Origin of the sequence: Varibaculum prostatecancerukia (assembly GCF_943169825.2) — a bacterium.
Classification (GTDB): domain Bacteria; phylum Actinomycetota; class Actinomycetes; order Actinomycetales; family Actinomycetaceae; genus Varibaculum; species Varibaculum prostatecancerukia.
The window spans coordinates 1,339,923-1,360,269 of sequence record NZ_OW968402.1 but is presented as its reverse complement, the minus strand read 5'-3'; the positions used below and the strand labels follow the sequence as shown (position 1 = coordinate 1,360,269).

Here is a 20,347-nt window from a genome sequence, read left to right as displayed (position 1 = left end):
TTATCCCCTCGATGAGGTGGAAAGAACTCCTGAACTAGCTAGGATAGAAACATGCGCAGAGCAAAAATTGTATGTACTTTAGGACCGGCAACGAACTCCCCATCGCAAATTGAAAAACTGGCTATGGCCGGAATGAATGTGGCGCGGATTAACCGTTCGCACGGCAGCCAAGAAGAAGCGGAAGCTACTATCGCTAATATTCGGCGAGTAGCGCTGCAAACCGGTAAAGCGATTGCGGTACTGGTGGATTTGCAAGGTCCCAAGATTCGTTTAGAAACTTTCGCCACCGGTCCGCAGACCTTGAAAAAGGGTGACACTTTTACGATTACTACCCGGGATGTGCCGGGGAATAAGGAAATCGTGGGTACTACTTTCAAAGGGTTGCCGGGGGATTGCACCCCGGGAGACGTCCTCTTGATTGATGACGGCAATGTGCAAGTGCGGGTAAAGCAAGTTACCGCTACCGATGTAGTTACCGAGGTGGAAGTGCCGGGGGTGGTTTCTGACCACAAGGGACTAAACCTGCCGGGAGTTGCAGTTTCGGTACCGGCACTGTCCGAAAAAGATGAAGATGATTTACGTTGGGCTTTGCAGCAAGGAGCCGACCTGATTGCGCTATCATTTGTGCGCAGTGCCGATGATTTTGCGGATGTAAAGCGGATTATGGAAGAAGAGGAAGTCCATATTCCGGTTATCGCCAAGATTGAAAAACCGCAGGCTGTAGAGCGTCTGGTAGAGATTGTGCAGGCTTTTGATGGGATTATGGTGGCGCGCGGCGACCTGGGGGTAGAAATGCCCTTAGAGGCAGTACCGCTGGTGCAAAAGCGGGCGATTGAGCTGGCGCGCCGCTATGCAAAGCCGGTAATCGTGGCTACGCAAGTTTTTGACTCTATGATTCATAATCCCCGTCCTACCCGCGCGGAAGCTTCTGACTGTGCGAATGCAATCTTAGACGGTGCTGATGCGGTGATGTTGTCGGGGGAGACCTCGGTGGGGGCCTACCCGATTGATGCGGTGCGCCTTATGGCTTCGGTGATTAATAATGTAGAGGAAAACGGGGGAGATCGGATCGCCCCGCTAACTACTTACGACCATGACCGTGCCGGGGTGCTTTCGATTGCGGCGGCGCGAGCAGCGGAAATGTTAGACCTGAAGTTCATGATTGCCTTCACTCAAGGAGGCACCAGCGCGCGCACCATGTCGCGGCTGCGTTCCCCCATCCCGATGTTGGCATTTACTCCCCTGGAATCTACCCGTAACCAATTGGCGGTTTCTTGGGGAATTCACACTTACCGGGTTCCTTATGTGACCCACACCGATGACATGGTTTGGCAAGTTGACCAGGTGCTGCAAGCCCAAGGTTTAGCCAAACGCGGAGATCAAGTAATTATTCTGGGAGGAATGCCTCCGGGGGTTCCCGGATCCACTAACTCGATGCGGATTCATACGGTGGGAATGGAAAACGACTACCGTTAGCCTGTAATATGTTTTTTCCGAGGGTGTACCCAGGTTTTTGCGTTGCGGCATTATCTTTACTGCTGGCGCGCGGTGAAATAGCTAACAACGCTTGACAGAGCCCAGATGGTAAAATAAGGTTTAACACTTGTTGAAGTTTTCGGGTTTTCTCGGAAATTTGGTTGACTGTGTACTTCCGGTGTGGTGTGCTGAGGTTGACCTAAACAGGCAGGGTTCTTTTTGAACCCCGGGGTTACCGGTGCGGACAATGCGCCAACCCCGTGAGAAGAAGAAGTGAATGGAGTATCAAAAATGGAAAAATATAACATTGTCGAAGCAGGCACTGGCCGCCAAGCAAACAATCTGCTGATTAACGCAATCTCTGATGCGATCAGCCCTTGGTTTGCGGACGTTAGCCAAAACCGTCAGGTGCGTGAAGCCATCGCGGCTCTGGCAGATGAATCTCTGCGAGCTCGCGCTGCCCAGTATCTGGGCTTGCAACTGCGCCCGGCCGCTTAAGAGGGTGCCTGCAGCGCCCTTAGAAACCTAGTTTTCTATAGTGGCGTACCAAGCGATCAGGTTCCCCCGCGAAACTATCGCGGGGGAACCTGTTTTTCTTTCAAAGTATTTTGGGCTATACCTAACCGTTGGCTTCGGCTAAGCCTGGTGGTTTTCCCAAAGTAGCTGATCAAGCGGTTTGCGTTCCCGGTCTTTAGTGAGCCCAGCAGGTTCTTTACCTACGGTGCACATGGTGAAGGGCACGTAGGGAGCGGCGATCTGGAACTCCCGGCATACTAGCTCCCGATCAAAAGTGGCAAAGGGGCGCATATGTAGTCCCATGACTTCGGCTTGCAGCAACATATTTTGCACCGCGCTACCCAAGTCGTAGGGGCCAAAATCTAGGCCGTGGCGAGACGGATATTCCTGATGAATGTTAAGAATCAGCCCGGACGCATCAAGCGCCCAATCCGAAAAACCGGCTACTGCCCGGCGCAGAATCTCGTAGTTTTTATCGCCGCGAATCCCGGGCACGAACCACCATTCTTGAGCATTCATTGCCGAGGGCGCCCAACGCGCTGCCTCTAGAAGCTGGCTCATATCCTCGCTGCTTATGGGAAAGTCAGGGTCATATTCGCGCGGGCTCCAACGGCCGTGAATGATATTAGAAATCTCAGTCATGTTTCTATCATAACCAGCTGCCCATAAAACGGCACTAGCAGCAAAAATAAATGGTCGGGCTGACAGGATTTGAACCTGCGACCCCGTGGTGTCTCATGCCAATTTGAGCGCGAAACTTTTTCGGCAGCGTGGGTTTTGATGCCGATGGTGAGTTTGTTTTTCGTTTCTCGCGTGTTTCTTCTGTCTTGGCTAGTAGTTGCTCGGTCGGGGTTTTGGCTAGACCGGTGAGGATGCTTTGATAGCGCAGGATATCGCGGGTGAGTTCAGCGGGATTAGTGATCTCACGCAACTGGCGTAGTTCGTGTATTTGCGTCCTTGAAAGTATCCCGGGGGTAAGCAAACGGTCTAAGGGGGTGGCAGGGGTATCGTAGATACGTTTGAGCCTCCGGGCACTGTCCTGACACCCTCCGATATTTTCTTTCTAATTAGGTAAGGCTAACCTTGCTAATTATTTTGAGCTGTGTGATGATTGGCGTTGTCGTTAAATCTTAAGGAGGAAATCGCATGAAGGATAGAATCATTGGTTCGCTGCCTACCGTAGTGTTGGGCCTGCTCATTGCCATCGCGCCGCGGACTTTTGCGCCGGTTTGCGAGTTCGCTGCCAAACACAGCTCCGGCAAGGAACATATGTCCGGGATGAAAGGCTCCGGTGGTATGGACCATATGAACCACATGGGGCAGGCTGGCAAAGCGATGGGTGAGGCTCATCAACATATGGCGTGCTACTGGTCCGCTCAAGCCAGCTTGGGGATTGGAATCCTCCTGCTGGTCATTGGGCTGCTGGCATTGTTTATGAACTCCCAGATTCGCACCGGTTTGAACCTGAGTGCGGCGCTCATCTATGTGCTGGAAATTTCGATTGTCACCGTGCTTATTGGAACGTGCAAAAACGAGGAAATGTCTTGCAATGTTTACGCGATGCCCACGCTGTTGGCGCTGAGCTGTATAGGGATCCTGGCAGTCGGTGCGGCGATATTCCTGGATCAAAGGAACCGCCCGGAGCTTCAGAAAGCTGCGGCATAAACTGCAATGCAAAGCAGCCAGATAACCTGGGGTAAACTCCCTTTTCGTAATCTCAAATATTACCGTTACCGCAGTTTAGGACTGTTCCTGGTGGCAGTCCTGCTCAGCGCGATAACGTTCGGTGCAGGGATGGTTTCGCTGAACCTCAGCCAAGGTTTGTCATCGGTCAAGGAACGCTTGGGGGCGGACATAATGATTGTGCCTTCCCAGTTTGAGCAATCCGCAAAGGATATTTACCTCTGCGGGGGAAAACCGAGCGGGTTTTTGCTGCCAGATGACGTTTCGGATTCGGTCGCCAATGTTGCCGGGGTGGAACAGGTCACCACGCAAACCTATATTGCTTCCCTAATGGCGAGTTGCTGCGAGGTGCGGCTGCAGATTATCGGCATTGATCCGGACACCGACTTTGTTATCAAACCCTGGATTCAAGCCACTTATTCACGTGGTCTGCAGGACGGTGAGCTGGTCGCGGGCTCCAAAGTTCAGATTAATGCCCAGGGCAAGATTCGCCTGTTTAACTATGAATTCCCGGTAAGCGCGCGGCTGGCGCCGACGGGCACGAACCTGGATTCGTCTGTGTTTGCCAATCTGGCGACCACGAAAATCCTGGCGCGCCAAGCTGAAAAGGTGGGGCATCCGGTCTTGTCCGCAGATGAGATTGGACACCGGGTTTCCGCAGTGATGGTAAAAGTCAAGCCCGGTTACGCCCCGGAGGAAGTGGCGCAGCATATTTCTAAATCTCCCCAGCTGAAGGGCTTGGGCTTTGTGTCTGCGAACGGGATTAGTTCCCGGCTCAAGGAGGGTGTGGGTCACATTGTGGGCGCCCTGCAGGTCTTTCTGGCTGTCTTTTGGGCAGTAGCGTTGGCGGTGATGGTGACGGTCAACTGGGTCAGCGTCATGTCTCGGAGCAAAGAGTTGGGCTCGTTGCGGATAATGGGTGCCACCAAGCGGATGCTGACCGCAATGTTGCTGAAAGAGAATCTGCTGGTCAGCCTGACGGGTGGCGTGCTGGGGCTGGGACTCAGCGCGGCGCTGCTGCGACCCTTTGGCGATGCCATTCAAAGGGCTTTGAAGCAGCCCTATCTGCAAAGCGATCTGTGGAGCCAGTGTTCTCTGGGCGTTCTCATCTTGGTGACGGTGTGCCTCAGCGCCGTCCTGTCCAGTGCTATCTCGGCGATTCGCCTGCTGCGAAAAGAAACTTACCAGGTCGTGCGGGAGGGGCAATAGATGTTGTTGGAACTGTGCGAAGTGACCAAGAAGTTTTCGCGGCGGGGACGCGAGTTCAACGCGGTAGACAGTGTGAGCTTGAGTGTTGACGCCGGCCAATTTGTGGGTGTTTCAGGCAAATCGGGTAACGGAAAAACGACCCTGCTGAACCTCATGATGGGTTTGCTGCGTCCCAGCTCAGGAACGGTTCTGGTGGCAGGAGAGGATCTGTCTGATCTCTCGGATCGGGAACTGTCCCAGCTGCGCCGGTTTCGTCTGGGAATGATTACGCAGCAGCAAACCCTGGTCAGCTCTCTCAACGTCTTGGATAACGTGGTGTTGCCTGCTACTTTGCGGTCAAAAGGGCGGTCGTCGGGGAAATCGTCGCCGGTGGGGGTGGGGTCTTTGCCTGTCAATCGCGCGTTGGATTTGCTGGAAAAGCTCGACATTGCGGATCTATCCCACGCCTGGCCCGCAGAACTTTCCGGGGGAGAGATGCGTCGGGTTGCCATCGCCCGAGCACTCATGGCCCAACCGGAAGTTTTGTTGGCGGATGAACCGACCGGCGACTTGGACGACGACAGCACGGCGGCGGTGCTACGGCTATTTCACGAGCTCGCACAAGGCAGTAGCGCGGTCGTGATGGTCACGCACGACGCGGCCGCTTATGAATACTGCAACCGTAGGTTCAATATGCTAGACGGCCACTTGGAGGAGCTGTGGTAGGGCGAGGGGATTTTGTTCAGAATCAGCCTTTAATAGCTAGATTTGCTATAAGGTAAGGCTTGCCTTGTTAATTGTTTATTTGTAGCCTTGTTATGTATTTGATTTAGAAAGAAGTTGAGAGAATCGTGAACGCAACCAGAAACCAGCCTTCTCTGTGGGCACGAGGACTGCGGTTTATCGTAGGTTTTTCCGCTTTGGTGGTGGCGCTAGCCTTCGGAGGGGTGGTCTGGTCTAGCGCGGCCGCAGCCCAAGATTCCGATCTGGGTGAATGGTCTGAGGTCGTGTCGGTAATGCAGGAAAAGCTCGCCGCGGTTCCCGAAGCTGGCGATCCGAGCGCGGTCCAGACTCTGATTCGTCAAGCCTACTATGAGAACTACCAGACGAGCGGCCTGGAGGACCAGGTCAAACATGCTTTGGGGCGTGACGTAAACGATAAGTTTGTCGCCGAACTATTGAACTTACGCAATCTCAGCCGTGACGGTGCGAGCCCGGAGGCACTGCGAGAAGACAGCGACAAAGTCGCAGACCTGCTCACAGAAACGGTAACTAAGCTGGTCAAAGCCCCTAAGGTGGCGGATCAGTGGAGCAGGGTTGCCGACACAATTGCGCAAGTTATCACCGATGCCCAAAGCGCCTACGTCAAGGGACAAGCCGACCGGGCATTCACCTTGGCTACCGAAGCGTACCTGGGGCATTACGAAGCTGACGGGTTTGAAAACAACACCATTGTGCACAAAGGTTTCAATCGTGTGACTGAGATTGAGGGCATGTTCAGTGACTTGCGACAGGGCTACAAAGACGGTCGTGACCAGGCTCAACAGGAAAAACTTGGCAAGGACCTGATTGCGAAGCTGGCTGAGGATGCGAAATTTTTAGACTCGAAAACGCAGGACACGGGACCGCTGGGGATTGCCGGTTTCTTTTCCGCTTTTCTGATTCTGCTACGTGAAGGCGCGGAGGCGCTGCTGGTCGTGGCAGCGTTGGTCACCTACGCGTTGAAAGCGGGGCGGCGCGACCAGCTGCGGGGAATCTTAGCTGGCGTGGTTATCGCCGTGGTCATTTCCATCAGTCTGGCTATTCTGTTTGGGCAGCTCAGCGCCAGCGTGCAGAGCGGAATGGGTCAGGAACTGCTGGAGGGGATTACCGGCCTAGCAGCCGCCCTGATGCTGATTTATGTGTCTAACTGGATACTGAGCAAGTCCGGTGGCAAACGCTGGGAGGAATATATTAAGGCCACCGCGGGCGAAAAAACCGCTTCGGGAGGCGTTTTTGCCCTGGCATTTGTGTCCTTCCTCACCGTGGCTCGGGAGGGTGCTGAAACCATCCTGTTCTTTTACCCGATTGTCTCCGGGGCGAAAACACACAGCGATTATTGGTTTATCGTTGCGGGTGGCGTAACGGCGGTAGTCATCCTCGCGATTCTATTCGTGCTAGTGTGGCAGTTCGGGGTACGCCTGCCGCTCAAGCCTTTCTTTAAGTGGACTTCGATATTGCTGGCGTTGCTGGCGATAGCCATCGTGGGCGGGGCGATTAAAGAGCTGCAAGAGGCTGCTTTGGTCGGGGCACATATGGTGTCTGGCGTTCCTACCGTGGTGTTCCTGGGAATCTATCCCACTGCGGAAACCCTCGGTGCCCAAATTATTACCGCCGCGGTATTGGGAGTCTTGGCTCTGTTGCAACTCCGCAAGGCAAAAGCTGACCAGCCCGAGGCGGGCGGCTCCGAGATTCGTTCCGACACCCCTATCTCGGAAAGTAATGATAAAGCTTTCGAAGAAAACTCTTCGAGGGAAGATAAAAAAGACGCTGTCGAAGCGAACAGCGGAAAGGAAGAATAATGAAAAAGAAGCTACTGGCTTTGGCAGCCGTCCTGGCGTTGGGCATGAGCCTCAGCGGCTGTGGCGGAACTTCGTCGGGCGGTCAGGCTAAGCCGCAGGAATCCAAGTCGGCGACCGAGCAGAAGCAGCCGGAAAAGCCCAGCGATCCCAATGTTGTAGGTATCAAGGAAATTCCGGTTGGGGATTCTGGCGAACAAACCAACGGGCCGCTGAATGTAAACGTTGTTTATTTCCAGGCTGTCGATATGGAGCACGGCTCGATGAAGATGCCTCCGGCTTCCGAGTCCGATATGCACTTCGAGATTGATGCTTCTACCAACAAGAAGGCAGAAGAATTCGGGTACCCGGCGGATACTTTCATGCCTTACCTGGACGATATGAAGGTTACAGTTAAGGATCAAAAGACCGGTGAGGAAACTGACCTGGGCACCATGATGCCGATGATTGCCTCTGACGGTCCTCACTACGGTAACAACATCAAGCTCAAGCCCGGCCTGTACGATGTGACCATCACCATCCCCTCTCCGGAAGACAAGTTCATGCTGCACACGGGTAAGGATTCCTCCGGGGTCAAGGGCCGTTTCTGGAAAGAACCGCTGAAGTTTGAGTTCAAGAACTGGCAGTGGGACGGGCAGGTTCTCTAAGTAGGTTTCATTGCTCAAGTTATTTGTTGTCGCCCTCCGCTACGGGCTGCCGTTATTCGTGCCGCTGGCAATCTTGCTGGCAACGCGACCGCACACCCCGATGGAACGCCGAGTCGTGGCTCGGATTACCACCGTGGTGTTGGTGGTGGCAGCCCTAGCGGCGGCGACACTGGCATGGCTTCGGCTGAACACGAATCTGATAGATGTTCCGACCATGAACTTCTATCTGGTTCCAGTCATGCTGATTTGCTCGCTGGGCTTCCTGGGAATGTCTTGGTGGTTTGGTGCCGCCGACCTCTATGACATTAAACAGAGCGCTAAACATAGGGCGCTGCTGGTGGCCTCGCTGTTGACTGCCGTCAGTATCATCATCAATTTCGGCTTTGAATACGCATTTTCTACCGACGAAATTGTGCTGATGGGGTCCTCTCCGTTAGAAACAGAATCGCTGGCGCGCTTTTCTGGATTCGCCTTCGGGTCGCTGCTGGTGGTCATCGCCGGCTGGGCCTACGTGCGCGCCACCAGGCTGGTTCCCGCCATGGTGCGTTTGGCAATCACTACCGCGGTATTTTTGGTAGTTATCGGTCCGCGTTCCATTCTGTTGTATCAACAACTCGCCATACGTGGTTTCCTGCCACGCTCACGGACCATCTTTGAACTCGTGTTGTGGATTCAAAATGCCAACACCGTCATACTGCTGGCCCTGGTGGTGCTGACCGCCATTCCTGGCATCATCGCCATTTGGTTCGGTTCCAAATCCGTCAATGTTTCTGGCCCCGAAGCCCGTTTAGAGAAAGCGGATCGGATTACTCGCCGACACTTTTTAGAGCTGGCCTTGGGTGGCACGGTTGTTTTCGTTTCTGCCTTGACCGTTGGCAGGCGCGTGGCGGAGACTGTTCCGGAGTTATCCCCGATAGAGCCTTCCACGGTGAAAGGAAATGTGGTTTCCGTCAGTCGGGAGCTGGTGTCTGATGGACACCTGCATCGTTTCGCCTACGTGACCAAGGACGGGACGCAAGTTCGTTTCATCGTCATTCAAAAGAACGCCGTAGCCTACGGTTGCGGTCTGGATGCCTGCGAAATCTGCGGCGAATCCGGTTATTACGAAGACGGCGGGAAAGTCATTTGCCGGCGCTGCGGGGTCATGATGAATATTCAAACTATTGGCTTTCCCGGTGGCTGTAACCCTATTCCGATTAAGTATGAAGTGGGCCCGAAAGAATTACGGTTTTTTGCTGACGAGCTGAGTGGGCACGCCAAAATCTTTAAAACCAAAATAATCTAAGGCTCTAAGGTATAAGTTTCCATGTTCTTTTTCAGGATGATTTTCAAGGCGTTACGTCGGCAGGTCGGTAAACGCCTCATGATTGCGCTAACGATTTTATTAGGGGCAGGTCTCACAACTTCCATGCTGGCGGTCATGCTGGATGTCGGGGATAAAATCAAGCAGGAACTTGGCTCTTACGGTGCCAATATCCAAGTGCTACCGCAAGGAAAATCCGTAGTTTCCCAACTCTATGATTTCGAGGATACGGGTAGCTCGGCGAATTCCCAGTCCGGAGCGTTGCAGGAATCCGAGCTGGCAAAACTGAAAACCATATTTTGGGCTTACAACATCGAAAACTTCGCTCCGTTCCTGGGAACCAAGGCTGCTTCCTCAGGCCAAGACATTGACGTAGTCGGGACCTGGTTTCGCAAGAAGCTAGCCATCCCCACTGGGGAAAAAGTCGATACCGGCATGGCGGATATGCGCGACTGGTGGGAAGTCCAAGGCAACTGGCCAAAGGCTGCCGATGAAGTCATGGTCGGAACGAAACTGGCTCAGCAAAACGGCTGGCATCTGGGGGACTCTCTGACCTTGAAACCCCCGCCCGGATTAGCTGGCTCCGCACCCAGTCCAACTTTGACTATCAGCGGTATCTTTACTTCCGGTTCCAATGAAGACCGGCAACTGTTTGCGGATTTGAGCGTAGCTCAGAGCCTCTCGGGTCGTCCGGGCCAGGTCGACCGGGTAGAGGTGCGTGCTATCACCACGCCGGAAAATGACTTGTCCCGCCGCGCTGCCCGCGATCCCAGCTCACTATCTCTTGAGGACTGGGAAACCTGGTACTGCACCGCTTACACGTCCTCAATCGCCTATCAGATTGAGGAAGTCATGACTAACGCCGTAGCCACCCCCGTCCACCAAATCGCCGACAGTGAGGGTGCGATCCTGGAAAAAACCCAGCTCATTATGACTTTGGTGGCGATTTTGGCCATGGCGGGTTCCGCTCTGGGTATTGCTAACCTGGTGACTGCCTCGGTGATGGAACGTTCCGCCGAAATCGGACTGATGAAAGCTTTGGGGGCGCGTAATCTGTTTGTGGTGCTGATGATTTTGACGGAAACCTTCATCGTGAGCCTGGTCGGGGCCGCGTTCGGATGTGTGGGCGGCATCGGTCTGGCCCAACTGGTCGGACACCTGGTATTTGGGGTCAGTATCAATATCCGCCCAGTGGTTTTCCCCTTGATGGCGGTCATCGTGGGGCTGACGGTTTTGCTGGGCTGTTTACCTTCCATCCGGGCGCTGGTGACTTTGCAACCTGCGCGGGTTCTGCACAGAAAGTAGGCGGGAATGAACTCACACAAACGCATGTTCGTGCGCATCATTTGGAAAGCCTTTGCGCACCGTTTCTCCCGGGTTATGATTGCTTCCCTGGCAATCGCAATGGGTGCCTCCATCCTGTCCGGGTTGGGGCTGGTGGCGGTGACAGTTCCCGATTACATCGCTAAGGAACTGCGTTCGTTTGGGGCAAACCTGGTGGTGTTGCCGCAAGGTTCCAATGTAATTACTCGGGAAACGGTGTCTGCCATCGACCGGCAGTGCGGCGAGAGTCTGATGGGGCGGGCCGGCTACAGTTACGGTAACCTGCTCTACGGTCAGCAGCCCGTCCCCCTCATGGTGACGAAATTTGCCGACGCCCGGTCAGTCCGACCCTACTGGTCAATCGACGGGAAAGTGCCGCAGGGCAGCGAACAGATCCTGTTAGGGGTGAACCTCGCAGAAAAATTCCGTCTGCACGTCGGTGACCTGATTGGCCTCAAGGTGGCGCAGCTGCGGGAAAACACCGGGGGGGACGATTCGGGGCATGACAACCGGGCTGGCAAACAGCTGGAAATCTCCGGGCTGCTGCGCACCGGCGGCCCCGAGGACGACCTGGCGGTGTTAAGCCCGGACAGTTACACCGCTATGGGTGGGGTTGCCGATGGCTACAGTTTGGTGGAATATTCACTGAAAGGTGATACTTCCCAATTGAGCGCTTTAGCGAAAACCATCGGAAAAAAGGTCAACGGGGTTGACGCTGAAGTGGTGCGTCGAACTACCCAAAATGAAACCCGCATTGCCCATACTCTAAGCAACCTAATTTGGTTGGTCAGTATTATTATTTCCGCGCTAATGCTGATTGCGGTATCCGCGACACTGAGTTCGATTGTCTCGGAACGCGCTCGCGAGATTGGGCTGAAAAAGGCATTGGGGGCTTTGAGCAAGGACGTATTCACGGAACTTATCGGGGAATCGATAATGTTAGGGCTGTTCGGAGGCTTCTTAGGGGTCTTGCTGGGAATCGGTCTGGCCGATTACATATTGCAAAAAGTTTTCCTGGCACGAGTAGAAATTAACTGGATAATTTTAGTCCTCACGATTGTTTTTTCGGTAGCGGTAGCGGTTATCGGTTCTCTGTGGCCGGCTAAACGTATTGCCCGGATTAATCCTATAAATGTTCTTGGTGGAGAGTGAGAATGCTATGGCAGATAATAATGATGAACAATTGATTTATCGAGTTGAGAAGGTGTCTCGAAAATACGGCGAGTTGGCGGCGCTGGATAATGTCAGCCTCGACATAACTCGCGGCGAGTGGCTCTCGGTAGTGGGGCCGTCCGGTTCGGGCAAGTCAACTTTGATGAACATTCTGGGCTGTCTGGATTCCCCCACCGAAGGACTGGTTTACCTGGAGGGCGAGCGTCTGGACAAAATGGGTGAACTGGAATTGGCCGCGGTGCGTCGCCGCAAGATTGGCCTCATCTTTCAACAGTTCCACCTGGTAAAGCACCTCTCGGCGGTAGAAAACGTGATGATGGCCCAGTACTACCATTCCCTCCCCGATGAAGCCGAGGCAATGGAGGCACTAGACCGGGTGGGCATGTCCGCTCGCGCCACCCACCTCCCTCATGAACTGTCTGGAGGGGAGCAGCAGCGCGTGTGCGTGGCTCGTGCCCTCATCAACCACCCCTCCGTCATCCTGGCCGACGAACCGACCGGAAACCTCGATGAGGCAAACGAAAACATCGTTATCGACTTCTTTTCGCAGCTGCATCGGGAGGGCACGACCCTGCTGGTCGTCACCCATGATGCCAACGTTGCTCGGCAAGGGCAGCGCCAAATCATTTTGGATCACGGGAAAATCGTCAGAGAAGTCCACAACCAATCGCAAACCGCAGAAAAATGTGACCCCCAAACGCTTGAGAAGGGACGAAACGATGCGTAAAGCGACCGCGGGGGCGCTACTCGCAATCGGCATGGTCGCCCTCAGTGGCTGCGGGTCTTACCCAGCGGCGTCGACCTTGCCGGACGGGCAATACGCGGGCAGCTCGCAGCCCGAAGAGGACGGTACGGTCGGCAAAATTCGCTTCACGATTAAGCACGGTCAGGTGGTTGACGCTGAGTTTCGTCTCTATGACAAAGACGGGACGGCACATGACGAAAATTACGGGAAAACCGCTAGCGGCGGGATAGACACGGAGTTTTACCAGCGCGCCCAATCCGCTATCAGCGCTGAACAGCGTTATGTGCAGCAGTTCCAGAAGACCGGGGATCAAAATAAGGTCGATAAGGTGTCCGGGGCATCGTTGTCACATCGGCTGTTCCTCGATGCGGTTCAGACGGCTATGGAAGCCGCGCAAAAGTAGGCGTTCGTGTACCTCGCGCCGACTCCACCAGGAGAAACCACGATTACCTTTGCGGCGATGGGGACGCTGGTGTCGGCATCGTGGCGCAGCACTCCCCAGGTTGCGGAGGTTCTCCGGGTAAGTCTGCCGCAAAGGGTGGCGCAGTTGGAGGATGACCTGTCGCGGTTTCGGGCGGATTCTCCCGTGAGCCGCTTGGATACCGAGTGGAGAGATGTCGGGCCGCACTGTGCCGCGGTGTTTGGGGCTGCTCAGGAATGGGCGCAGCGCACCGGGGGTTTTTTTAAACTATTTCCGTGCCTGGGCTGGGACGTCGAAACGCTGCAGTTGCGGGGCGAGCAGGCTCGCCTCACCGACGGTGTGGGGGCTGGGGGCCTAGATTTGGGAGGTATCGCGAAAGGTTACGCGGCTGCGCAGCTGGCTTCTCTCATTCAAGAATCAGGGGGTAGCGACATCTTGGTGTCCTTCGGGGGTTCGTCGATTGTGGCGCCGGACCGCCGGGCCATCATCAGAGTGCAATCTCCCTGGACAGGCCGGGAATTCTTGGGAGACCTGCAGATAGAAAACGAGTCCCTCTCTAATTCAATGCTGCCGCAAACCCAGATTGTCCCCAGTCTGGTGCGCAGCCACATTCGCGGTCTGGACGGGCAGCTCGCGTTTACCGATATTTGTGCGGCACTTGTGGTGGGACCTGACGCGATGAGTTGCGAGGCTCTCTCTACCGCGCTGATTGCGGGAGGAACCCCCCTGCTGCACGAATTGACTCAGAAGGGCGTTCTGGGTGGGGAGTATCGCGCCCTCGCGATGACTTCCAACGGGAGGGTGTTTGCCGACCCCGCGCTACACTTGAGTATCACACTGGATTTGCCCGAACCGCTGCCGCTGAGCCCCGTGTTGCCGGACTGACGCCGCAACGGGCTTGTGCGGCCCGGCGGCACGGGTAAAACATATGAGCTTCGAGCATCAGACCTAAAAATGATCCACGCTTTGCGGTGAAACTTTGATATCTTGCGATTCCAGTCGGGTCACAATCCGCCCTGGTGAAAACCGCGCAAGCAGCAGAAGCAAGCTCAGCGAGGCGAAGCGCTCACGCTAGAGGAGCAGGAGGTATTAGACGCGATTCGCATCCGTGCTGCTGTCCAGCAGAAGGTGAATGAACTGGAGCTGTAATCACCCTCCAAAATCACCCACCCATAACACCCGCCATGTGGAGAAAAGCATCTTAATTTTCCGGGTAATGAGAGTGGTTTTGAGAGTAGATTTACTATTTAGCTGGAAATCCTGTTGCCCTAAACAGTATTTTACCAGCGCATTTGTCGGGCTGACAGGATTTGAACCTGCGACCCCTTGACCCCCAGTCAAGTGCGCTACCAAACTGCGCCACAGCCCGTTACCTCCCTGAGTTTATCGGTGCCTGGCAGTATCCAGCAAATCACCAAGACGTGATTCTTAACGCTTATAGACGGCTGGCTTAAAACTGCATATCCTGTCGCCCCTAGTAGACTGGGGGACGTGAGTGAGCAACTGGATCTGCGCCGGGCAAAAAAGCCGTTTAAAGTGCAGGCACCCTATAAACCGTCTGGGGATCAACCCCAGGCGATTGCCGAGCTCACCCAGCGAATCAACAGCGGAGAAAAAGACATTGTCCTGCTAGGGGCAACCGGGACCGGCAAATCCGCGACCTCTGCCTGGCTGGTAGAGCAGGTACAGCGCCCCACACTGATAATGGAGCCCAATAAAACTCTGGCCGCCCAAATGGCGGCGGAGTTGCGTGAACTTTTTCCCGATAACGCGGTGGAATACTTTGTTTCTTACTATGACTACTATCAGCCGGAAGCCTACGTACCCCAGTCTGACACCTATATCGAAAAAGATTCTTCTATAAATGACGAGGTCGAGAGGCTGCGGCACTCTGCCACCAACTCCCTGCTCACCCGCCGGGACGTAATCGTGGTGTCTTCGGTGTCCTGCATCTATGGCCTGGGTACTCCCCAAGAATATGTGGCGCGGATGGTCCCCTTAGAAGTGGGGATGCAAATAGAACGTAACGAACTACTTAAACGTTTTATCACCATGCAATATACCCGTAACGATATGGCTTTTACCCGGGGGACATTTAGGGTGCGGGGAGACACTATTGACATTATTCCCATGTACGAGGAAATGGCGATCCGTATCGAAATGTTCGGGGATGAAATCGATTCTTTGGCAACTTTGCATCCCATCACCGGGGAAGTAATTGATGAGGAAGACTCGGTGTTTATTTTCCCCGCCTCCCACTATGTGGCGGGGCCAGAGAGGATGCAACGCGCCCTAGACGGAATCGAGGAGGAACTAGGGGAGCGGCTGAAATACTTCCATGAACAGGGAAAACTCTTAGAAGAACAGCGCCTGCAGATGCGCACCACCTACGATCTGGAAATGATGCGGGAGATCGGCACTTGCGCGGGCATCGAAAACTATTCCCGCCATATCGATGGGCGCGGACCGGGTAGCCCTCCAAACACCCTCCTCGACTATTTTCCCGAAGACTTTCTGCTGGTAATCGATGAATCCCATGTGACGGTTCCCCAGATCGGAGCCATGTTCCACGGGGATATGTCCCGCAAACGCACCCTGGTGGACTATGGTTTTCGCCTGCCCTCAGCGATGGATAACCGGCCTTTGAAATGGGAAGAATTTCAAGAACGGATTGGGCAAACCGTGTATCTCTCGGCTACCCCCGGCCCCTATGAATTGGAACGCTCCGATGGGGTAGTCGAACAGATTATTCGTCCCACCGGGCTGGTAGACCCCAAGATCGTAGTTAAACCCACCGCGGGACAAATCGATGACCTGATGGAAGAAATCCTGGTACGCACCGAAAAGAACGAGCGAGTCTTGGTCACTACCCTGACTAAGAAAATGGCCGAAGACCTCACCGAATACCTAGCGGAGCGGGGAGTATTGGTGGAATACCTGCATTCGGACGTAGATACTTTGCGGCGGGTAGAGCTGCTGCGCGAACTGCGGATGGGACGCTTCAACGTTCTAGTGGGGATTAACCTGCTGCGAGAAGGCCTGGACTTGCCGGAAGTGTCTCTAGTTTCGATTCTTGATGCCGATAAGGAAGGCTTCTTGCGCTCGACCACCTCCCTGATCCAAACCGTAGGACGCGCTGCCCGTAACGTATCCGGGGAAGTACATATGTATGCTGACCAGGTTACCGATTCTATGCGCGCAGCGATTGAGGAAACCGAGCGGCGGCGGGAAAAACAGATGGCCTACAACCGCGAGCACGGGATTGACCCCCAGCCCCTCCGTAAGAAGATCGCGGATGTCACCGATATGTTGGCGCGTGAAGAAATCGATACCGAATCTTTGCTAGGCACTGGATATCGGGGCGCGGGCAGCGGGCCTGATGCGCAGACCCGCCGGGAAACCGGGCAGGATGTACGGGCACGGCTAGCAGATAAGAACGAAGCTAGCCTTGCGGATTTAATTGTGGAGCTCACCTCCCAGATGCAAGAGGCCGCCCGGCAGCTACAATTCGAGGTGGCCGCGCGGCTGCGAGATGAAGTGCGCGATCTCAAGAAAGAATTACGGCAAATGCGGGAGGCGAATTGAGCGAAACCGAAAAAGGTCACGGCCCCTCTACTCAGGGTGACGCGCTAACTCCTCCCTTTCCCGCGGCGGGAAACACACAACCAGCATTAACGCCCTCGGTCAGTGGGGAAGAGCTTAGCGAACTACCGGAAGGCGCTTTGGCAGGACTCAGCGAAGAGGAGGTCACCAGACTTACGCAGGCGGGACTGGTTAACCAATTCACCCCGCGAGCTACCCGTACAGTCCGGCAGATTCTGCGCGCCAATGTGTTTACTTTGTTTAATGCGATTCTGGCGAGCTGTATCGTAGTCACCTTGATTTTCGGTCATTGGGCAGACACTGTTTTTGGGATCGTGATGGTGGTTAATGCCCTCACTGGCATCATTAGCGAACTCAAGGCCAAAAGGGTGCTGGAAAAAATCAGTATTCTGCAAGAAAACCCGGTGATGGTGGTGCGAAGTGGGGTAGAAAAAGAAATCTCTCCTCGCCAGATTGTGCAGGGGGACTTGTTGCATTTGCGACGGGGAGACCAGGTGCCTGCCGATGGGACTGTAGTTGCCACCAGTGGCCTCTACCTGGATGAATCTAACCTTACTGGGGAGTCAGTTCCGAGGGCGCGAGCCCAGGGCGAAGAAATTTTTTCCGGTGCCGCGGTGGTAGCCGGAGATGGATATGTAAAGGTGAGCGCGGTTGGTAGCCACTCTTGGGCGAACGAGATGGCGCTGCAAGTTAAAAAATTCCAGATGGCACATTCGGAATTGGAAGAAGGAATCAACAAGATTCTGAAAGTCATCACCTATTGTTTACCGCTGGTAATCGTGCTCCTGGGGGCAGCACAAATTCGTAACCTGGGGGGACTTAACCAGGTTAACTGGGGGAATATCGGACCGGTAGTTGTGGCGGCAGTAGCGGGAATCGTGGGGATGATTCCTCAAGGTCTGGTGTTGCTCACCTCTATAAACTTTGCGGCGGCCTCCTTAAAACTGGCGCGTCAAGGGGTGCTGATCCAAGAATTGCCGGCAGTAGAAGTCCTGGCCAGAGTAGACACTCTTTGTCTAGACAAAACCGGCACCCTTACTACTGGGGAGATTGCGGCGCGCGGCTTCGCCCTCCCCGGTGAAAATAAACTAGTGTCGGCTGGTGATTTAGCTGCAGGGGCGCCCGCCGCCCTGCAAGCTTTGACTCGCGAGCGCGAAAATGACACTTCGGCAGCTATCTATGATCGGATAGTTAGCGATTTGGAAACTATGCCGCCAGCTTTGGAGAACCCGCTGCTAGTGCCCTTCGATTCTGCTCGTAAATGGTCAGCGGTGGTCAGCGGGGGTGATACCTGGGTACTGGGAGCGCCCGAGATTATATTGGCAGCTGACGGTCCCGCGCTAGAACAAACCGCAACCTGGGCGGGGCAAGGCGCGAGGGTGCTGGCGTTGGCACAGGCTAAAAATCAGGAAATCGACCCGGAGCATCCCGCTATACCATCGGGATTGCGGCTGAGCGCGTTAATAGTGCTCGCCGAACGCCTGCGCGAAGATGCGGCGCAAACCTTGGACTTTTTTCGCCAAGAAGGGGTAAATGTTCTGATCATTTCGGGGGATAACCCGCAGACAGTAGCCGCTTTGGCAGGACGAGTGGGGATTAAGACCGAAGGTTTTGACGCTCGAAAGCTACCGGAGGACGCCCCCGGGATCACGCGAATTCTGGAGAAACATCGGGTATTTGGCCGGGTTACCCCGGAACAAAAACGCGCCCTGGTGCAAGCCTTACAGGCCGCGGGTAAAACCGTGGCGATGACCGGAGATGGAGTAAATGATGCTCTGGCTTTAAAGGATGCAGATTTGGGGATTGCCATGGGAAACGCTGCCCAAGCCACCAAGTCCGCGGCGAAAGCAGTACTGCTAGATTCTAAATTTTCGGCCCTGCCCCAAGTGTTAGGGGAGGGACGACGGGTACTGGGAAATATGGAGCGGGTATCAACCTTGTTCCTGTCAAAAACTACCTATGCGGCTTTGCTAGCACTCTTAGTCGGGATTTTAGGTATTCGCTACCCCTATCTGCCTCGGCATCTGACCCTGATCTCTTCCAGTACTATCGGAATCCCCGCGTTTTTCTTAGCCCTTGCGCCCTCCAACCGCCGTTACCGTCCCGGTTTCTTGCGTAGGGTGGGCCAGCTATCCATACCTGCGGGGTTACTGTGTGGATCCACTTCGATTGGCGCCTACCTGTGGTTGGGTCGCACCGAGGCAGCTACTTCGGCGGCCACTATTGTATTGGCAATCGGGGCATTGGGGCTACTGGCTATCCTGTCTCAGCCGCTGCGCAGTTGGCGCGGAGGTCTAGTTGTCGCCATGATCACCCTAGTAATCGCGGCGATCGCGGTTCCGGTGGTGCGAAATTTCTTTGCCTTAGAGATCCTATCTTTCTCACAATGGCTGGTCGTGGTTATCTGCAGCGCCATTTCGCTCACCGGACTAGCGATTATTGGTACCTATTGGGAGAGGCGGCATTGGCCAGATCACGGTTCGGGGTTGCGCTTAAAACACGTTAGAATAGGAAAGTAAATCCGGAAGGGGAGTACTTCCATCAACAGGCCAGTCGTCATCACGGCAAACTTGCCCGGCTGGTTCGGCCTGAAAAGGCGGAAGAAGACCTGAGCATAGACAACGCCAACGAAATGGAGAACGCTGCATGGGTCTGATGCCTGCGCTTAATGCCACCCCTGGACACGAGGTAATTCACTGGTGGAACTGGGTGTTGCTGGCAGTGATTATTCTGGCGCTGCTGATTGTAGATTTCCGCGGACACGTCAGCAAAGCCCACGAACCCACTATTAAAGAGGCCGCTATCTGGTCCGGTATCTATATGGCGATTGCGGCCGCCTTCGGATTAGTGGTGTGGCTGCAATGGGATCTGAATCTAGCCGCACAGTATTGGGCAGGTTGGATCACCGAATGGTCGCTGTCCCTGGATAACCTGTTTGTATTCATTATTATCTTGAATGGTTTCAAAGTTCCCCGCGCCTATCAGCAAAAAGTGATCATGCTAGGAATCGTGATCTCTATGGTACTGCGCCTAGCATTTATCCTGATAGGCGCCGCTTTGATCAACGAGTTCGCCTGGATCTTTTACCTCTTCGGTCTGTTCTTGATCTACACCGCGATCAGTCAGGCGCGGGAAGGAATAACCAAAGAGGACGAGGGGGAATCTGCAGAAGGGTACCAGGAAAATAAATTCACTACCCTGGTGCGGCGGGTACTGCCGGTCTCCGAAGGCTTCCGAGAAGCAAAACTGCTCTATCGCCACCGCGGGAAAACCTATGTAACCCCCATGTTCTTGGTGATTATCGCGATTGGATCTGCGGATCTAATGTTCGCGTTTGACTCTATCCCCGCGATTTTTGGCCTAACTAAACACCCCTTCATTGTTTTCGCCGCTACCGCTTTCTCTCTGATGGGGCTGCGGCAACTGTTCTTCCTCGTAGATGGGCTCTTAGAACGCCTGGCGTTCCTACATTACGGCCTGGCCCTAATCCTGGGATTCATCGGGGTAAAACTGATTATCCACGCCGCTCACGAAGCCCCCTTCCTGGGAATAGAAAAATGGGCGCAGGTGGTCCCCGAACCTTCTATTGGCTTTTCGATGGGCTACATCCTAGTGGTCCTCGTAGGTACCGCGTTGCTGTCGATTTGGTACTCTCAGCGGCACCAGAAAGCTAATCCGCAACAGGACTAAGGACCAAAAAGTTTCGGCTCG

General features: G+C 54.6%; 18 protein-coding genes and 1 tRNA gene. 16 read left to right on the top strand and 3 right to left on the bottom strand.

The window, feature by feature from the left end:
- The first annotated feature begins 51 nt into the window (after positions 1–51).
- Together pyk and KO216_RS05900 are read left to right on the top strand one after the other, a co-directional pair.
- Entirely contained in the window at positions 52–1,476 is a 1,425-nt protein-coding gene (pyk, locus tag KO216_RS05905) for a pyruvate kinase (RefSeq protein ID WP_215523330.1), read from the top strand.
- A 273-nt stretch (positions 1,477–1,749) separates the two neighbouring features.
- Positions 1,750–1,974: a hypothetical protein gene (locus tag KO216_RS05900; protein ID WP_083378291.1), complete on the top strand. Its 225-nt coding sequence runs from the start codon at positions 1,750–1,752 to the stop codon at positions 1,972–1,974.
- A gap of 138 nt (positions 1,975–2,112) precedes the next feature.
- Here the strand turns inward: KO216_RS05900 and KO216_RS05895 are convergent, their stop codons facing one another.
- Both KO216_RS05895 and KO216_RS05890 read right to left on the bottom strand, forming a co-directional pair.
- Positions 2,113–2,634 carry a nitroreductase family protein gene (locus KO216_RS05895; protein ID WP_071128464.1) on the bottom strand — a complete coding sequence of 174 codons (522 nt, stop codon included), beginning with the start codon at positions 2,632–2,634 and terminating at the stop codon, positions 2,113–2,115.
- Positions 2,635–2,668: 34 nt separating this feature from the next.
- On the bottom strand, positions 2,669–2,923 hold the full coding sequence (locus KO216_RS05890; RefSeq protein WP_143036999.1) for a hypothetical protein: 255 nt from the start codon (positions 2,921–2,923) through the stop codon (positions 2,669–2,671).
- A gap of 215 nt (positions 2,924–3,138) precedes the next feature.
- Here KO216_RS05890 and KO216_RS05885 point away from each other — a divergent pair, with 215 nt between their 5' ends.
- The 11 genes from KO216_RS05885 (at position 3,139) to KO216_RS05835 (ending at position 13,918) form a co-directional block, all read left to right on the top strand.
- The gene (locus tag KO216_RS05885) at positions 3,139–3,657 is read left to right on the top strand and encodes a DUF4418 family protein (protein WP_071128463.1); all 519 of its coding nucleotides are present in this window, start codon (positions 3,139–3,141) and stop codon (positions 3,655–3,657) included.
- 6 nt (positions 3,658–3,663) lie between these two features.
- Positions 3,664–4,884, top strand: a complete 1,221-nt coding sequence (locus KO216_RS05880) for an ABC transporter permease (RefSeq protein ID WP_071128462.1) — start codon at positions 3,664–3,666, stop codon at positions 4,882–4,884.
- A complete protein-coding gene (locus KO216_RS05875) occupies positions 4,885–5,589 on the top strand; it encodes an ABC transporter ATP-binding protein (RefSeq protein WP_022863913.1) in 705 nt (234 codons plus the stop codon).
- A gap of 125 nt (positions 5,590–5,714) precedes the next feature.
- Positions 5,715–7,424 carry an FTR1 family iron permease gene (locus KO216_RS05870; protein ID WP_235858513.1) on the top strand — a complete coding sequence of 570 codons (1,710 nt, stop codon included), beginning with the start codon at positions 5,715–5,717 and terminating at the stop codon, positions 7,422–7,424.
- Positions 7,424–8,068 (top strand): iron transporter, encoded by a 645-nt coding sequence (locus KO216_RS05865; RefSeq protein ID WP_022863911.1) that lies wholly within the window; start codon positions 7,424–7,426, stop codon positions 8,066–8,068. Before KO216_RS05870 ends, KO216_RS05865 begins: the two co-directional genes overlap by 1 nt.
- A gap of 10 nt (positions 8,069–8,078) precedes the next feature.
- Positions 8,079–9,353, top strand: a complete 1,275-nt coding sequence (locus tag KO216_RS05860) for a DUF2318 domain-containing protein (protein ID WP_251451923.1) — start codon at positions 8,079–8,081, stop codon at positions 9,351–9,353.
- A 21-nt stretch (positions 9,354–9,374) separates the two neighbouring features.
- Complete coding sequence (locus tag KO216_RS05855; RefSeq protein ID WP_071128460.1) at positions 9,375–10,676, top strand: ABC transporter permease; 1,302 nt, start codon at positions 9,375–9,377, stop codon at positions 10,674–10,676.
- A gap of 6 nt (positions 10,677–10,682) precedes the next feature.
- Positions 10,683–11,846 carry an ABC transporter permease gene (locus KO216_RS05850; protein WP_235858511.1) on the top strand — a complete coding sequence of 388 codons (1,164 nt, stop codon included), beginning with the start codon at positions 10,683–10,685 and terminating at the stop codon, positions 11,844–11,846.
- Between the two features lie 7 nt (positions 11,847–11,853).
- A complete protein-coding gene (locus tag KO216_RS05845) occupies positions 11,854–12,594 on the top strand; it encodes an ABC transporter ATP-binding protein (RefSeq protein WP_251451920.1) in 741 nt (246 codons plus the stop codon).
- Positions 12,587–13,015, top strand: coding sequence for an FMN-binding protein (locus KO216_RS05840; protein WP_215523328.1), 429 nt, complete (start codon positions 12,587–12,589; stop codon positions 13,013–13,015). The genes KO216_RS05845 and KO216_RS05840 overlap by 8 nt, the downstream gene beginning before the upstream one ends.
- A 6-nt stretch (positions 13,016–13,021) precedes the next feature.
- A complete protein-coding gene (locus KO216_RS05835) occupies positions 13,022–13,918 on the top strand; it encodes an FAD:protein FMN transferase (RefSeq protein WP_215523327.1) in 897 nt (298 codons plus the stop codon).
- Between the two features lie 410 nt (positions 13,919–14,328).
- Here KO216_RS05835 and KO216_RS05830 read toward each other — a convergent pair.
- A tRNA-Pro gene (locus tag KO216_RS05830) sits at positions 14,329–14,402 on the bottom strand.
- Positions 14,403–14,524: 122 nt separating this feature from the next.
- Here KO216_RS05830 and uvrB point away from each other — a divergent pair.
- The 3 genes from uvrB (at position 14,525) to KO216_RS05815 (ending at position 20,326) form a co-directional block, all read left to right on the top strand.
- Complete coding sequence (gene uvrB / locus KO216_RS05825) at positions 14,525–16,618, top strand: excinuclease ABC subunit UvrB (protein ID WP_251451917.1); 2,094 nt, start codon at positions 14,525–14,527, stop codon at positions 16,616–16,618.
- Positions 16,615–19,155, top strand: coding sequence for an HAD-IC family P-type ATPase (locus KO216_RS05820; RefSeq protein WP_215523326.1), 2,541 nt, complete (start codon positions 16,615–16,617; stop codon positions 19,153–19,155). Before uvrB ends, KO216_RS05820 begins: the two co-directional genes overlap by 4 nt.
- A 127-nt stretch (positions 19,156–19,282) precedes the next feature.
- The gene (locus tag KO216_RS05815; RefSeq protein ID WP_309547285.1) at positions 19,283–20,326 is read left to right on the top strand and encodes a TerC/Alx family metal homeostasis membrane protein; all 1,044 of its coding nucleotides are present in this window, start codon (positions 19,283–19,285) and stop codon (positions 20,324–20,326) included.
- The last annotated feature ends 21 nt before the right edge of the window (positions 20,327–20,347 follow it).

Excerpts from the sequence above, each read along its gene's own strand:
- pyk (WP_215523330.1), top strand. The coding sequence starts at position 52 with ATGCGCAGAGCAAAAATTGTATGTACTTTAGGACCGGCAACGAACTCC.
- KO216_RS05895 (WP_071128464.1), bottom strand. The coding sequence starts at position 2,634 with ATGACTGAGATTTCTAATATCATTCACGGCCGTTGGAGCCCGCGCGAA.
- KO216_RS05885 (WP_071128463.1), top strand. The coding sequence starts at position 3,139 with ATGAAGGATAGAATCATTGGTTCGCTGCCTACCGTAGTGTTGGGCCTG.
- KO216_RS05880 (WP_071128462.1), top strand. The coding sequence starts at position 3,664 with ATGCAAAGCAGCCAGATAACCTGGGGTAAACTCCCTTTTCGTAATCTC.
- KO216_RS05875 (WP_022863913.1), top strand. The coding sequence starts at position 4,885 with ATGTTGTTGGAACTGTGCGAAGTGACCAAGAAGTTTTCGCGGCGGGGA.
- KO216_RS05865 (WP_022863911.1), top strand. The coding sequence starts at position 7,424 with ATGAAAAAGAAGCTACTGGCTTTGGCAGCCGTCCTGGCGTTGGGCATG.
- KO216_RS05855 (WP_071128460.1), top strand. The coding sequence starts at position 9,375 with ATGTTCTTTTTCAGGATGATTTTCAAGGCGTTACGTCGGCAGGTCGGT.
- KO216_RS05850 (WP_235858511.1), top strand. The coding sequence starts at position 10,683 with ATGAACTCACACAAACGCATGTTCGTGCGCATCATTTGGAAAGCCTTT.
- KO216_RS05845 (WP_251451920.1), top strand. The coding sequence starts at position 11,854 with ATGGCAGATAATAATGATGAACAATTGATTTATCGAGTTGAGAAGGTG.
- KO216_RS05840 (WP_215523328.1), top strand. The coding sequence starts at position 12,587 with ATGCGTAAAGCGACCGCGGGGGCGCTACTCGCAATCGGCATGGTCGCC.
- KO216_RS05815 (WP_309547285.1), top strand. The coding sequence starts at position 19,283 with ATGGGTCTGATGCCTGCGCTTAATGCCACCCCTGGACACGAGGTAATT.